This is a genomic window from Arthrobacter sp. E3, from assembly GCF_017353415.1.
Classification (GTDB): domain Bacteria; phylum Actinomycetota; class Actinomycetes; order Actinomycetales; family Micrococcaceae; genus Specibacter.
Genome location: NZ_JAFMPX010000026.1, coordinates 1 through 14,690 on the forward strand (window position 1 = coordinate 1; position 14,690 = coordinate 14,690).

Sequence of the window (14,690 nt, forward strand, 5' to 3'; positions counted from 1 at the left end):
AAAATCAGGAATCTGACACTCGTGCTCCATGGCAACAATAAACGGTCCCCGCACACCCTCCGTGTCAGGCTAACACTCGGGCACAAGGCACCAAGTTGGTTTCGACATCAACCACAACAGACGCCACTATCATCACCCCAAACCCCTGCCATCGCGAAGGGAAACCTGCCCCCAACTTTCCCCCGTAACGGCGCGCCAGCGGCGCTGGATGGCTAACACGAGAGCGGCGCTCTCGCTTTATTGGAACCTTGGGAGATTGAGTGCGTCATGGAAGCTTTAAAAGTGGTTACGGGTGCAGGCCCTGTCGGCTGGACTGTTGCAGCACAACTGGCTGCTGCAGGGCACCGGGCGCGCATCCTCACCAGGACTGGCTCGGGACCGGAGCACCCACTGGTGGAAAGGTGGGGTGTTGACGTTGGGGAGCCTACTCTATTCCGAAATGCCATGATGGGCACAGATGCGGTGTTTCATTGCATTCACGCCTCAACGTACACTGCGGAGGCCTGGCGGTGGGAATTGCCCGGCACCGAGAAGAATGTGCTGCACGCGGCAGGCCAGGCAGGGGCCGTGGTGGTCTTCCCGGAGAGCCTGTACTCCTACAGCTCCCCCTCGCAGATCATGACCGAGAGGAGCCCTCGCAAAGCAACTGGCGGCACGCGGGGTGTCCGCACCATGTTACTGCAGGCTCGGGCAGAATCAGCGACACGCACCGTGAGCGTGGTGGCCTCGGGCTTCTTTGGACCCCGGGTTCGGAAGGCCCATGCCGGCGAACGCATGGTGGCGAGAATTTTGGCGGGCCGGAGCCTGCAGTTCCCCGGAAGTGCCGATGTACCCCACACATTCAGCTACGTCCCGGATTTTGCCGCAGCCATGATTCGGGCTGCGGAGACCCCTGCCGCTTGGAACCAGGTGGTGCACGCTCTCAGTCTGCCAGCTCCGTCCCAGCGGGAACTGGCGCAAGCCTTCGCAACGTCGGCAGGAGTCAGGCCTCCGTGGATCAGCACCATGCCCGGATGGGTTGTCAGGGCTGCTGGCCTTGTTTCCGGGAAAATGCGCGAGTTGGTCGAGACCATGTATCAATTTCGCGAACCGTTCATCATGGAATCCACAGCCAGTTCAGCACTGCTGGGCTTGGAACCCACGCCGTTGGTCCGCGCGGCAGCAGAAACGGTCGCCTGGTGGCGCAGCCCAGCTAGTGTGCTGCTTCCACATTGAGGGCAACTTTGCGCAAAAGTGCCGCCAATTGGGCTTCTTCTCTGGCGCTGAGGCCTGCCAGCATGTCACGGTCCCGGGCAAGGAACTTCGGGAATTCACGGTCCACAAGCTGCTGGCCCAGCGGAGTCAGTTTCATCAGCACCACCCGGCCGTCGCGCTCCCAATTCAGCCGCTCTATGAGCCCGCGCTTGAGCAGCCGGTCGGCATTTTTGGTGGTGGAGGCTCCGCTGAGCATTGTTGCCGCCGTGACTTCGCTGGCCCGAATGGGACCGCCGGCACGGGCAAGTGTGCACAGGACATCAAATTCAGCCCGCGTCACACCTGCCGGCGCCAGCTCCCTGCCGGCCCGGTGCGAGGTGAGGGCCCCGATCCGTCCGATCCTGCCCATGATCTCGATGCTGGAGACCTCCAGCTCTGGACGGGCTTGCTCCCATCCTTGCCGCGCCTTGTCGACAAAGTCGCCCATTTCATTCCTTGTGCCCATGAACCCAGTCTAGAGAGGACTCTCACACGTTTCACATCTATTTTACTAGTAAAATACATAGTAAAATTAATGAATGACCACAACCACCCGTATACGCCATTCCGGCACCGCACTCGCCCATGCCGCCTCAGCCACAACGTGGAGGAAATCCTTGAGTCCGCGCCCTGCCGACGCAGTCTTCGTCCCGGCCATGAAGGTGGGAATCGCTGCTTCCGTGGTGCTGGTGGCGGGCGGATTGACAGGTCAGCAGCACCTTGTGGGGCTGGCAACTCTCGGTGCGCTGGTCTCCGCTTTTGGCCGCTACCAACCTTACGGACGATTGGCCCGGCAGTTGGCTGTGGTGGCCGCAAGCTTGCTAATCGCCACGGGTGCTGGTGCCCTGATGGGGTCGGCAGGGGTTGAGCTGTGGATGCAGATTGCACTGCTTTCGTTGATAGCCGGACTGGCATCCCACACCTTCAACGCCTTCAAGATCACCGGACCCGGAGCCGTTATCCTGGTGTTTGCAGCTTCAGCCGGCGCTGGCACTGCCCACTCATTCACTGACATTGGTCCGGTTTTGCTAGCAGTTTTCATCGGTGCGGCAGTGGGTTGGCTCATCGCCTTGGCACCGGTAATATTCTTCCCGATGGGACCTGCCCGGCTGGCCACGGCACGCGCCATTGGCGCCGTGCTCCGGTGGGGAGAAATTGGCCACTCAACCACACAGGAAACGGAACTGCGCCAAGCGGCACTGCTGGCCGTGGGTACGGCGCATGATTCGGTGGCCATCAGTGCCTCAAGTTCAGTTCCCGGAAAAAAGCGCGCCACCGCATTGGCCCATCGGGCCCACGCACTGGAGTCGTTGCTGGCAGAAGCATCCATCGTGCTCAACAACGAACCTCCGACGGCGGCGCGCCTGGACGGTCTGGCCCGTCACGAAGCAGCCTTGCGCAAGGTGCGCGGCCGTCTAACTGCCACTTCCCTGCCTGAAGCACCCACGGCACCGGCCAGGCCCCGCTTGTTTCCTACAGCCCACATTGCGCTGTTGTCAGGAGATTCCTTCAGTCAGGCACTGCGCATGGCCGCTGCCTCTGCGCTGGCCGGTTGGGCCGCCGTTTTACTTGGACTTGAGCATCCGCTGTGGGCGTCGATGGGTGCCGTTGCTGCATTACAGGGACTCAATTACAGCATCACCGTCCAACGCTCCATCCAACGCATGGTGGGCAATGTGCTCGGCGCAGTGCTGGCCTTGGTCCTGCTGTCCATGCCGCTGGGGTTCTGGCCTGCCGTGGTCATAGTCATCATTTTTGTCGTGCTCGCTGAATTGCTGGTCATGACGAACTACACACTGACCACCATCGTGGTGACGCCCATGGCGTTGATCATGACCGGGCTCGGTGCCCAGTTGGCGCCTGCCGCGGCATTCGCCCGCGTGGGCGACACCCTGGTGGGCGTTGTCATCGGCGTTCTGGTGGCGGCACTGAGCATCTCCGTCTCAGACCGCCACCACCTTGTGGCCCGGCGCTGACTACACGGCCAAGGAGAGTTCCATGGCCTGCCCGAGCAGCTCAAAGCTGCGGATCCAGGCTGTCCGGTCGGTGATCTGCGAGGCCACGATCAGCTCGTCGGCGTCGGCCTTGGCGGCAAACTCGTCAAGGTAGGCGCGCACTGCGGGCTTCGTCCCCACGGCCGAGTAGCGACGCATGTTCATCACCTGCTGGCCTGCCGGGGATTCCAGCAGCAGATCGTACTCGGCATCGGTGAAGGTGCGCCCCGGTGCCACGAGCGCACCGGCCATGCGGCGGTTGGCGGTCAGGGAAAGGGCATTGGCTTCCTCCTGGGAGTCGGCCACAATGGCGTTGACGCCGGCAATCACGTACGGCTCAGCCAGGGCAGCTGAGGGCTTGAACTCGCGGCGGTAGATGCGCACGGCGTCTTCCAACGCCGTCGGGGCAAAGTGCGAGGCAAAGGAGTACGGCAGCCCCAATGCCGCGGCCAACCGCGCCCCAAACAGCGAGGAGCCCAAAATGTACACGGGCACGTTCGTGTCCTTGCCCGGATAGGCGTTCACTCCTGATATCCGTGTTTGGCCGGCAAAGTAGGCCTGCAGTTCCTGCACGTCGGAGGGGAAGGTGTCCGCAGCGGACGGGTCCCGGCGCAGGGCGCGCATGGTGTTTTGGTCGCTTCCTGGTGCCCGGCCCAGGCCCAGGTCGATGCGCCCGGGGTGCAGCGTCTCCAGCGTGCCAAACTGTTCGGCAATTTGAAGCGGGGAGTGGTTGGGCAGCATGATCCCGCCGGATCCCAAGCGGATCGTGTTGGTGTGGGCTGCCACGTGGGCAATCAGCACGCTCGTGGCTGAGGAGGCGATGGAGGGCATGTTGTGGTGCTCGGCGTACCAAATGCGCGTGTATCCCCACCCTTCGGCCTGTTGCGCCAATTCCACCGATGCGCGGAAGCTGGCGGCAATTCCGTCGTCGCCAATGTGGGCGAGGTCAAGGATGGAGATGGGGAGCTTCATGGGTGCTGCCTTTCAAAGTAGTCATTGGCGCCAACCTCCGGAGGCCTGCGGATATTTCCATCAATGGGATGCACCACGTCACGATTGGACACGCTCAGGCACAGACACTGAGCCGGTCGAGGGCGGTCAGTGCTGCCGCCCGGCCTGCCCGGTTCGCGCCCAGAGTGGACGCCGAGGCGCCATAGCCCACCATGATCAGCCGCGGTTCCCGGGCCACCTTGACCCCGTCCATGACGATTCCACCGCCCGGTTCGCGTATTTTCAGCGGGGTCAGATGGTCAAGGGCGGCACGGAATCCCGTGGCCCAGAGGACGGCGTCGGCTATGAAGGTGGTGCCGTCCTTGAACACCGCCCCATCAGTGGTGAGTCGTTGCAGGGGCCCTCGGGAAAGCAATGTTCCGGCGGCAATGCCGTTTTGATACTGGTGTGTCAAAAAAATGCCCGTAACCCCCACCACGCTCAGCGGCGGCAAGCCGGCAGTGGTGCGTTCGTTGACGCGGCGTTCAATGTCGCGCCCCCAGTCCTGGTTGAACTCGCCGGTTTTGAATTCCGGAGGGCGCCGGGTGGACCAAGCCGTGTCCACACCTGCTTCGGCCAACCGCAGCAGGAATTGTACAGCCGAGGTGCCGCCGCCCACCACCAGGACACGCTGGTCAGCGAACTCTGCCACGGAGTGGAAGTCATGGGTGTGCAACTGCCTGCCGACAAAGGATTCCACTCCCGGGTAATGCGGCCAGTACGGTTTGTCCCAGGTTCCGGTGGCGTTGACGACAAGGCGCGTGGCGAAGGTGCCGTTGTCCGCCTCCACCAGCAGCCCGGCGTCGTGCGTGGGTGCAGGGCGCACAGCCCGGACCTTTACGGGCCTGTGCACCGGCAGCGAGAATTCCTTTTCGTAGCTGCCGTAGTAGCCGGACACGACTGCGGAGGCCGGGTTGGTGGGGTCGGATGCGGGAATTTTCATGCCCGGAAGGCTGTGGACGGCGTGCGCGGTGCCGAGAGTGAGAGAGTCCCAGCGGTGCAGCCACGCACCTCCCGGTGCCGGATTAGCGTCCAGCACCACGAAATCCGTTTCCGGCCACAGCCCCTGCCTGGCCAAGTAGTATGCGGCCGACAATCCGGCCTGTCCTGCCCCAACAACCACCACATCGAGCATCTTTGCCTCCTTGAGTGGTTGAACCGGCCGGGCCGGGGGGCTATTCCGTTTGTGTTGCACGCCACTGGAGCGCGCGCTGCGACAGCGCCGTGTCCGCAGCACACGCCACGGCTGCACCCACCGCGTAGGCCACCAGATCAAGTGCCGAAAAATCGGTTCCAAAGACCAAGCGTGCTGCCGGGAAGCTCTCCGCCAGCGCTGCCGGGACGCCTGTTAGCTGGGCAATTTCGATGAACGCGCTGACACCAAAGGCGGCGAGCGCCACCCAGATCCTGCCGGCGGCAGGGAGCACGAGCGCGAACAACAGATAGAGCAGCACCGTGAACAAGGCGTCGGCGATCAGGCTTGAAACGTCTCCCGGGACGAAGAAGTGGAGCACGAGCCCCAGTACAGCAACATCGGTTCCAGCAAAGAGCAGCGCAAGGCGCCGGGAATTGGGGGTTCGGGGAAATGCCATGGGCCCGAGTCTAGCGAGGCGGGCACCGGCGTCGGCACGCCTCTGGACTCCGGTGCGGCCTTCAAGTGCGGGCTTCAAGCGCGCACGGTAGGCAGTTCGTCCCATTCAGTGGTGTACCGCGGCGAGCTGTGCTCGCGTTTCATGGACCAGGCCGGTGGCACGGCCAGTCCACCCACCCCGATGCCGATGGCCTGCGCCCCAAAGCGGCTGCGCACTTCCCCGAGCACGCCACCCACATCGGCTTGGCTGCCTTGCTGGCTGCCGTCCTGGGCAAACACATCAAACATTTGCGGTCCGGCTGCAGGCTCCAAGCCGTGGAACATGACCCCGGCCCGGAGATAGGGCGCCCCCTCGACAGCGCCTTGTGCCATGGCGGCAACAGCTGCACGCATCAGCACGATCGGGTCGCGCGTGGGTGTGGTGAAGCGGATCGTGGCGGCCGGAAAACTGCCTTCCCCGGCTGCGAAGCGGCTGGTCCCAGCCGTCACCGTCATGGACGACGCACACAGCCCGGCGTCTTGGAGCCGGGAGGCGCCGCGCTGGGCATACACGGCCATGACCTCCTCCATTCCGGCCACTGTGGTAACAGGTTCGGAAAAGCTGCGTGAGAACATGATCTGCTGTTTATCCGCGCGTTCCTCGCTGTGCGGAATGCACTCGGTTCCGTTGAGTTCAAGAACGGTGCGCTGCAGCACCACGGAGAATTTCTTCCGAATGAGGGCCGGGTCGGCAGCTTTGAGGTCCGCGATGTTCTCGATGCCCATTAGTTTCAGCCGCGCGGCCGTTTTGCCTCCCACACCCCACAGCCCCGAAGCAGGCACCCGCGCCTGGATGTACTCGACCTGCCCGTCCGGCATGGCGTCAAGGGTACACACCCCTCCGAGTGACGGGTTTTGCTTGGCAATCCGGTTGGCGAACTTCGCCAACGTCTTGGTCCCGGCCACACCCACGCACACAGGCACGCCCACGTGCCGCATCACAGCCGCCCGGATGCTGCGCCCCATGGCCTCCACCTGTTCCTCAGTCCCCAGCAGCCCCACGAATGACTCATCAATGGAGTACACCTCCTGCCACGTTCCAAAACGGCCCACAACCTCCATGACCCGGGCACTCAAGTCCCCGTACAATTCGTAGTTGCTCGAGCGCGCCACCAGGCCCCAAGCCTTGGCTTGGGCTTGAAGCTGGAACCAGGGCGCCCCCGTGGCAATGCCCAAGTCCTTTGCCTCCTGCGAGCGCGCCACCACACAGCCGTCGTTGTTGGAAAGCACGTTGTGGACGGGGTTTTTAGCGTGTCCAGTGTCTATCGCCGCGGACTTGTGCTTACCCTGTAGAAGTGGATGAGGATGCTGCAGAACCACTCGCAACGAAGCATGTATGGAGGCTTTATCAGGTCCGTACTGTCCTCCCTCACGCCTCTCTGCCAGGTGTCGTTGACGCAGACCTGACAAGTGACTGGGCGCAGTGGCGCACAGGCCAAGGGATTCCGGTTGGCACGCCGTACCTAATTGCACCAACTTGTGAATACGACGTGCAACTCAACGCATTCTTTTACTCGGTGGACATGCTCGGTGCCCGATTGACGACACGGGTCGGTTATGCACGTGATCTGAAGGGATTCCTCAACTTCCTCTATTTTGGCCGTGACGGTAGGACGTGGCGCGACGCGATGGAGGAGGACCACCGGGCTTACCTGATTTGGCGCCGTGAGGATCCGGTCGGACCACGTATTAGTGCGTCGACGTGGGACCGTGAAGTCGCGGCAGTCAACCGCTTCTATCGCTGGCAGGTGGCTCGTGGACATGTGCTTGTTAGCCCGATCCCACAACGAATGCGCCGTTCTGCCCCTGGGTTCAGACCACAGGGGCAACCTGGGGAAACGGCGGCGTCCTACTCCCATGGCGCGCGTAGAGAACGGATTCAGTGGCTTCCAGCCCGTTCTTATCGTCAGTGGCGTGATGTCGGTCTGCGAGGATATGGCCCGGACGGGTTGACTGACCCGCTTTTCCGCGGTCGGTGGGCGGACCGGAATGCTGTGTTCGCCGATCTGATGGTGCGAACCGGGATGAGACTTTCGGAGCAGGCTTCGCTGAGCGTGTTTGAGATTCCCACGATTCGTGAGCAGCGCGGGTATCACCGATTCTGGTTGCCTGGTGCCGTGGCGAAGTCCGGCTCAGCCAGATGGGTTTATGTTCCGTCGGCCATACTCCATGAGCTACACACCTATATTGATGTCGACCGCCGCGCTGTCATTTCCCACGCGCAGGCTCAGGGCCGGTACAAACGTGCCGGCGAGGACTATTTGGTCCTCGATGACCGCGGCGTGACGCCCTCAGTCCCAACGGCAGGGAATGTCAACGTATCGCAGCTGACGCCAAAGGAGCGCCGACGATTGTTGGTTGCTGGCCCGAATGGCCTAGAGCCAGCGGCATTGTGGTTGTCCGAGGACGGGTTGCCGATGTCTGTTTCGACTTGGAAGGACCTATTCCGGCAGGCCAACGAGCGATGCGCGAAGCATGCGGTCGATCTCCGCGCCCACGCGCACATGCTGCGGCACACCTTTGCTGTCATCACGCTTGAGCAATTGCAGCGGGGTCACATCGCCTCGCTCGCCCAGCTCACCCCAGCACAGCGCGGACAGTACACGCGGGTGTTCGGTGATCCGTTGGACTGGGTACGGCGCCGGCTCGAGCATAAAAGTGTGACGACAACTCAGATCTACCTGCACGCGCTGGAGGAGTTGGAGATGGAGACACGGATGGCACTAACCTCCGACCCGTGGGAGGACCCACGAGATCCGCGGATGATCGCAAATCTAACCCCGCCCAAAGCGGGCGAATAATGAGCCCCCGAGGAACCACCCGGATAGGGAAACCAACACCACTGCCGCTCGGCACGTATACGCCGCGACCACAATCCGCAGAATCAGTAGTCGACTTCTTTGGAGAGGATGGCCGCTCCCGACGTTTCGACATCAGCCTGCTGCCATTGCCTGGATGGCATGACGACCTCGCCACAAGCTGGGCGTCCCGCGTCGGACCTTCGGGAACACTCCGAACGCGCGCATCGGCGACTAGCGCGTGGGGATCGTTGACGCGTCTGATCCGATTCCTTGCGCAGACTTTGCACCCGCCTCAGCATCCCGGCGATCTTGAAGTTAGGCATATTGATGCGTACAGGCGGTTTCGGGAATCGAGCACCAATGAACGCTACGCGAAGCTGGAATTGCGCTCGATTGCGCTTATTTTCGACGTACCACCTTTGGCTGAACTGGTATCTGCCGAGGTTCGCGACAGGATGCGGCCGCATCTGAGATATCAGCCAAATCCCAAGTCGGGATACTCGGATGGAGAACTGGCGAGGATTGTCACTGCGGCTCGGGCAGACGTTGCGATCCTACGGGATCGTTTGCTTGTTGCTCCACTCGATTCCGACGAGGAGGAACGGCACCTCCTCGAAGTTGCCCGCACCACTGGATCCATCCAGTTACGAGGAGTCTCTGCGCCACGAATCGCCGGAGTGAAACGAAGGGTAGCGGAACATCTTTTCGTCACCCGCCGGGACCTAACCCCGCTCCTAGCTCTATTAGTAGCAACGACGGGCTGGAACCTCGAAGTCATCAAAGACCTCCCAGCAAAGCATCGCATCATCGAAGACCTTGCCGTGGAGGTAGAAGTAACTAAGCGACGACGTGGCCCCGGGCACTGGCATCAGACCGCGACGTGGGAGATTGGGCCGCCCGGAAAGGAACTGTCCACTCCCGGAGGGCTATATCTCCTACTACATCGAATGATGGCTCCAGCTCGTGAATTGATGGATGATCCGTCAACATTCTGGGCGCTCTGGCACCACCGGCAAGGGCAAAGAAGTGGTGGTGATGGCTGCCGAAACCCCTTCGCAGCGGCCCTCGATGCGAGTCTGCGACACCAGCATTGGATGCGCGAGCGGGGTGTCAAGGCAGACCCCTTGACGGACGACACCTCCCTTGAGGCACCCATCCTTCGCCTGGACTTTAACCGGCTCAAAACGAGCATCGATGTCCGCCGTACCCGACAGATGGGCGGCCACTTACCCTCAGCCGCGCGTACCAATACAACCGGGGTGCTGTTCAGAAATTACCTTGCTGGCGACAAAAGTACGATCGATTGGGCCAGAGAGCTGATGGCCGAAACTCTGGTCGAGGTCGAGCAGGCTGCATGGTCGGCACATCGGCGCGCGCTGGCTACTCACGGTGTGATGAACTTGGAGATTCGGATTAAGTCGGAAGACAGCGATCAGCAACCTCCTTCGAATGAGGTCGATACGGCGTGGACAAGTTGCTCGGACCATGAACATCATCCTTTGACCGGGAGGCGATGCGCAGCATCGTTTCTGGACTGTTTCCATTGCGGCAACTGCGTGGTCACTGACGATCACCTTCCGAGGTTACTCAGTCTTCTCGATGCCCTTGAGACCCGTCGTCAGCAGATGAGCGAGGACGCATGGTGGACGCGGTACGGATCCAGTTGGGCGGCAATCCGCTATGAAGTGCTGCCCAAATTCACCGAAGCGGAAGTAGACCGGGCCACACAAACGAAACCCAACGACAGTTTCCTAGATCTCGTCGAGCCCAGGTGGGAGCAGCCATGAGCAGACAAACTAACCTGGCATCTGGTTTCACACCACTGGACGACAGATTTGTTCTTCATAATCGCCAGCTGCGCCCGGCCACGATCTTGGCCAGAACGGCCCGGTTCAAGGACGATATCTGGCCGCTAGCACCGGCCTCTCTTCAAGGACAAGAACGCGGCCTAACGCTTCGATTCGAGGACATCCCAGTTCGACACCGTCATGCATTGAAACTGCTCGCCTACACGTCCTTATCCGACGAGATTCCGAGTGACGAGCCGCGGCCCGGAATCAGTAGTGTCGTCAGTATCTTTTACAACGTCGTAGTGTTCTTACGTTGGCTCGACGAGTATCACTCCAGCCGCAGCCTCGCGCAGGTCTCCGACGCGATGCTCCTGGAGTTTCAGAGATTCCTCCTCGGCCGGTACCGGTCGCCAGGGCGCCGTCGGGCTCTTCGTGCCGCTGTTGTCTTCTTCTGGCGATATCGGCGAAGTCTCGGGGAAGAATCTCTCTCGTTGGATCCGCGAACTGTCACCGGCTGGAACGAACCGCAGAGCACCACACGATTTAGCGACGAAAACACCACGGCGCGCATCCCCGAAGACGTCCACAGTCGTGTGCTGATCTGGGCATTGCGTTTCGTAAACGACTTCGCCGACGACATCCTCAATGCCACCGGCCGATGGGAAAACCTCCGTACCAAACAACCCAAAATTCCCGCGGCATACGGCTCAAGCTGGAGCAGAGTTGACCGATACTTGGATACCGCTCGCATTTCTGGACGACCGCTACCCGGAACCAACGGAGTAGTCAGCTATGCCGCCCTCGCCCGGTCGATCGGCTGCGATCGAAACGCTTTCCAAAGGCACACCGCCAATATCACAGCTACTGCCAACGCGGTCGGGGTCTCGAAATACATTGAACTCAACATCACCGTGAACGGTTCCATCGATGGCGTCCCCTGGATCGAAGGTGTCTCACTAGATCCGATTCGCGACGACTCCCTCACCGTACTCACCCAAATGCTGCAAGCCGCCTGCTATATCGTGATCGCGTTCCTCTCAGGCATGCGAGATAGCGAAATCAAACACTTACGCACCGGTTGTTGTGCAAGCGAAGCCGACAACCTTGGGAACGCTTATCGCTGGAAAGTGTCGAGCCTTGCGTTCAAGGGCGAAAGCACGAGTATCGGTGTACCCGCGACGTGGGTCGTTGGCGAGGCCGCAGCGCGGGCCATCAGTGTGCTCGAACGCATCCACCGCGAGAGAGCACGCAATCGCACTGATTGGCTGTTCGCTGCGATCAAAGCGGGCCCGAGTGCCCCAGGACGGGGTGAAAACAAGGCCATGACGCTTGCTGGCACCAATGTTCAGATCAACCGGTTCGTCTTATGGGTTAGGAATTACTGCGCTGCTCATGGCCGGATCGATGGCATTCCCGACGTCGATGGCAAGCCTTGGCGACTCAGCACCAGACAGTTCCGACGTACTCTCGCTTGGTACATCGCCCGACGCCCCGGAGGCTCCATCGCTGGCGCAATCGCCTACCGTCATCACAGCGTTCAGATGTTCGAGGGATATGCGGGCTCCAGCGCATCCGGATTTCGATCCGAAGTCGAGGCGGAAGAGGCACTGGCTAGAGGAGAACACCTTCTCGCGATGATAGACCGAAACGAGCACATCAATCTCACCGGACCAGCCGCAGATGAAGCCGAGCGCCGTCTCGCGGACATGGGCGCAGATCCGACCTTTGCCGGGACAGCGACCACCGACCGACGCCGACTCTTACGTCTGATTGATGTCCGCGCTCCCGCCATTTATCCCGGCCGGTATGTTACCTGCGTCTATAACCTGGACAAGGCTCTGTGCCGCACCCGCACTGGTGTGGACGCTGACACACCTGACCTGGGCAACTGTAAACCCCTGGCCTGCCACAATGTCGCCCTCACCGACGAGAATCTTGAGACGTGGCAGGTCGAGCTCGCTGCGATCGATCGAGATCTCGGCTCCAGACCACTCCTGCCACCACTGCTTATCGATCGTCTGGAAGCACGCCGTAAACAGATTTCCCAATTCATAGCTCGACACCAGGAGCCACAATGACACGCCGCGTTCTCCTCCCAAGCGAATCTGAGATCCACTCTGCCCTCGCGAAACTCCGAGCGGCACCCGGTCATGAAGCGGTAACTGCGAGGGACCTCGCGCGTCAGCTTGGCCTGGCGAACTCGACATTCTGGCGTCATTTCCCGAAAATCGCTCAAGAAGTTGCCGATGAAAATCGAGTCACGTCTCGCGCCGCCCAGGCAACTCCTGCGAACGCACCAAGAGCCAGCGATCCCAACGGTGCTCCCCGAAAAGAAAATGCGACACTGCGGGATCAGATTGACCTTGCCGTCGCTCATATCCAACGACTCACAATCGACAATCAAGCACTTCGAGATCAACTCGAGGTCCAAGCAAACATAGTGAAACTTCCCAGGGGTGACTCACAGAGATGAGAGCCCGCTCGTCCGGCAACGGAAAAGTCCGCCCGCTCCAGTGAATCAATCCCTCGTCGAAAGTGTGAGCCAATAAATTCGGACTATTGACAGGTCATGTGGCGCGTGTCACAATCATGAATAATTCGTACCTAGATTGGGGAATTACAATGGGTAGTCGAAATTTTCTCGGTGGTTCAATTTTTGCGAGCATCAGGACTCCTGATATGGCGATTTAATAGATCTAAAGCAATCTGCACGATCATGCTAGTTCTGGCCCAGAGGAACCGCGAGATGTAGAGGATTTTAGTAGATCGGGGAGTCAGCGGGCCTTGCATCTATTATCTCGCAAAACCAGTCACTCCACGGCAGCACCACCGCCCAAAAACGTCTGAAACTCAAGGAAGTCGATCATTGACCGGAGATCCGTGTCCGGAGGCCTGGAGCATAGCTCTGGTGTCAACCTTTTTTATTGCCGGACAGGCAGCGGCTAGCGTTCCGAATCAAGTTACCACACTCACTACCGACGATATTTCTGCCTACAACGACTGCGTTGAGCTCGGCAAATCAGGAAAGCAGGTCTGGTATGACACGCCTGGTTCAGACGTCACTCAACTAGGAGAAGCGCTCGACTCTGTCGCCAACGACAATCAAAATCAGATTGCAGGGGTCGCTTTATGTTCCCATTACGATGGTGCCGCGATATTTGTTAAGTCGCCGAGTGATGGAATTCTCAAGGAAGTAGCAGAAATTGCCAAGAAATTTCCAGACCAGAAAATCTTGACAAGATCTGTTGATTTTTCGCTTAATGATTTGTTAGCAACCCAAATAAAATTGATGCAAAATCAAGAATTAGTGGACAATATAACGGGCATTGCTCCAGATATTTATAACGGAGGATTTCTGATAGATATAAAACCCGAGCTTTGGGCGCAGGTGAGTGTCTATCAAAGTAAAATCGAAACGATTGTAGAACCCTTGGTCGAACCATCCATGAGTCTTAAATTTCAACAAGGGGGCGAAGGTGAGCTATCTTCACGAGACGTCGATTACGCTCCCCATTGGATGGGCGCGAAACTCAATGGTTCAGCCGGAGGCTATTGTTCGTCAGGGGTACCCCTCATAATTGGTGGTGTACGCAGGCTTCTGACGGCCGGGCATTGTACGAGTGGTACTTACTCGAACAACGGTCAAGTTGTGGGCAGCACTTATACAACGTCATATCCCGGAAACGCCAAAATATTTGGAGACTGGAAACTGCTGCAGGGCTCAAGCTACGCGCTTCGCGTCTACAGCGGCGACGTATACAGCAGTGCCAGTTTGCCAATCACTGGGGCTGAATGGGGAGTTAAAGCACTGGGGTCCGGTATGTGCTCGTCAGGTGCCACGACGGGCCAGATCTGCCGATACTACGTGGCAGATTTCTACAAAGCCCATTCGTGGAATGGGGTTCTTACCTATCCACTGACAATGTTGGGTCACACCAGTAGCGGACAGCCGGGGTTTTCAGACTCTAATGGATGGAAACCGGGCGATTCGGGCGGCCCATGTTACTTCAGCGACGGTGCCGGAGGAGTGAAGGTTGCTGGAATCGTCACCGGACGGTATGTAGCAGGTTCGACAGACTACTATTGCACTCAACTAAGTGGAGTACGGGCTTGGAATTCCAGTGCATACGTTGGTTAAGGGCCAGAGGCGGGCGGCTTGGCTAGTTCTCTTTATGTTGATTTTACCGCTGTCAGTGGTGGTTGGATGTAGCAATCAATCGAAAGGTTGTCTGGGAAATATACCTGTGGAGGG

11 protein-coding genes are annotated in these 14,690 nt (G+C 59.8%); 6 read left to right on the plus strand and 5 right to left on the minus strand.

From position 1 onward, the window contains the following. The first annotated feature begins 267 nt into the window (after positions 1-267). Positions 268-1,215, plus strand: a complete 948-nt coding sequence (locus JMA46_RS11600) for an NAD-dependent epimerase/dehydratase family protein (protein ID WP_207345496.1) — start codon at positions 268-270, stop codon at positions 1,213-1,215. Here JMA46_RS11600 and JMA46_RS11605 read toward each other — a convergent pair. Continuing rightward, positions 1,193-1,699 carry a MarR family transcriptional regulator gene (locus tag JMA46_RS11605; RefSeq protein ID WP_207345497.1) on the minus strand — a complete coding sequence of 169 codons (507 nt, stop codon included), beginning with the start codon at positions 1,697-1,699 and terminating at the stop codon, positions 1,193-1,195. The two genes, JMA46_RS11600 and JMA46_RS11605, sit on opposite strands and share 23 nt — an antisense overlap. 73 nt (positions 1,700-1,772) lie before the next feature. Between JMA46_RS11605 and JMA46_RS11610 the strand changes: the two genes are divergently transcribed. Next, positions 1,773-3,209: an FUSC family protein gene (locus tag JMA46_RS11610; RefSeq protein WP_207345498.1), complete on the plus strand. Its 1,437-nt coding sequence runs from the start codon at positions 1,773-1,775 to the stop codon at positions 3,207-3,209. Here the strand turns inward: JMA46_RS11610 and JMA46_RS11615 are convergent, their stop codons facing one another. From JMA46_RS11615 to JMA46_RS11630, 4 genes are all read right to left on the minus strand, one after another. Then, a complete protein-coding gene (locus tag JMA46_RS11615; RefSeq protein WP_207345499.1) occupies positions 3,210-4,199 on the minus strand; it encodes an LLM class flavin-dependent oxidoreductase in 990 nt (329 codons plus the stop codon). It lies immediately after the preceding gene. A 94-nt stretch (positions 4,200-4,293) separates the two neighbouring features. Beyond that, positions 4,294-5,412, minus strand: a complete 1,119-nt coding sequence (locus tag JMA46_RS11620; protein ID WP_348770138.1) for an FAD-dependent oxidoreductase — start codon at positions 5,410-5,412, stop codon at positions 4,294-4,296. Continuing rightward, on the minus strand, positions 5,393-5,809 hold the full coding sequence (locus tag JMA46_RS11625) for a DUF2809 domain-containing protein (protein ID WP_207345501.1): 417 nt from the start codon (positions 5,807-5,809) through the stop codon (positions 5,393-5,395). The genes JMA46_RS11620 and JMA46_RS11625 overlap by 20 nt, the downstream gene beginning before the upstream one ends. A 74-nt stretch (positions 5,810-5,883) precedes the next feature. Then, a complete protein-coding gene (locus JMA46_RS11630; RefSeq protein ID WP_348770139.1) occupies positions 5,884-7,077 on the minus strand; it encodes a Y-family DNA polymerase in 1,194 nt (397 codons plus the stop codon). A 65-nt stretch (positions 7,078-7,142) separates the two neighbouring features. On the opposite strand from JMA46_RS11630, the gene JMA46_RS11635 reads away from it, so the two are divergent. The 4 genes from JMA46_RS11635 (at position 7,143) to JMA46_RS11650 (ending at position 14,576) form a co-directional block, all read left to right on the plus strand. Beyond that, a complete protein-coding gene (locus JMA46_RS11635) occupies positions 7,143-8,648 on the plus strand; it encodes a site-specific integrase (protein ID WP_207345503.1) in 1,506 nt (501 codons plus the stop codon). A 248-nt stretch (positions 8,649-8,896) separates the two neighbouring features. Next, complete coding sequence (locus JMA46_RS11640; RefSeq protein WP_207345504.1) at positions 8,897-10,435, plus strand: hypothetical protein; 1,539 nt, start codon at positions 8,897-8,899, stop codon at positions 10,433-10,435. Then, entirely contained in the window at positions 10,432-12,516 is a 2,085-nt protein-coding gene (locus JMA46_RS11645) for a hypothetical protein (RefSeq protein WP_207345505.1), read from the plus strand. The genes JMA46_RS11640 and JMA46_RS11645 overlap by 4 nt, the downstream gene beginning before the upstream one ends. Positions 12,517-13,346: 830 nt before the next feature. Further along, positions 13,347-14,576: a hypothetical protein gene (locus tag JMA46_RS11650; protein ID WP_207345506.1), complete on the plus strand. Its 1,230-nt coding sequence runs from the start codon at positions 13,347-13,349 to the stop codon at positions 14,574-14,576. Positions 14,577-14,690: the final 114 nt, after the last annotated feature.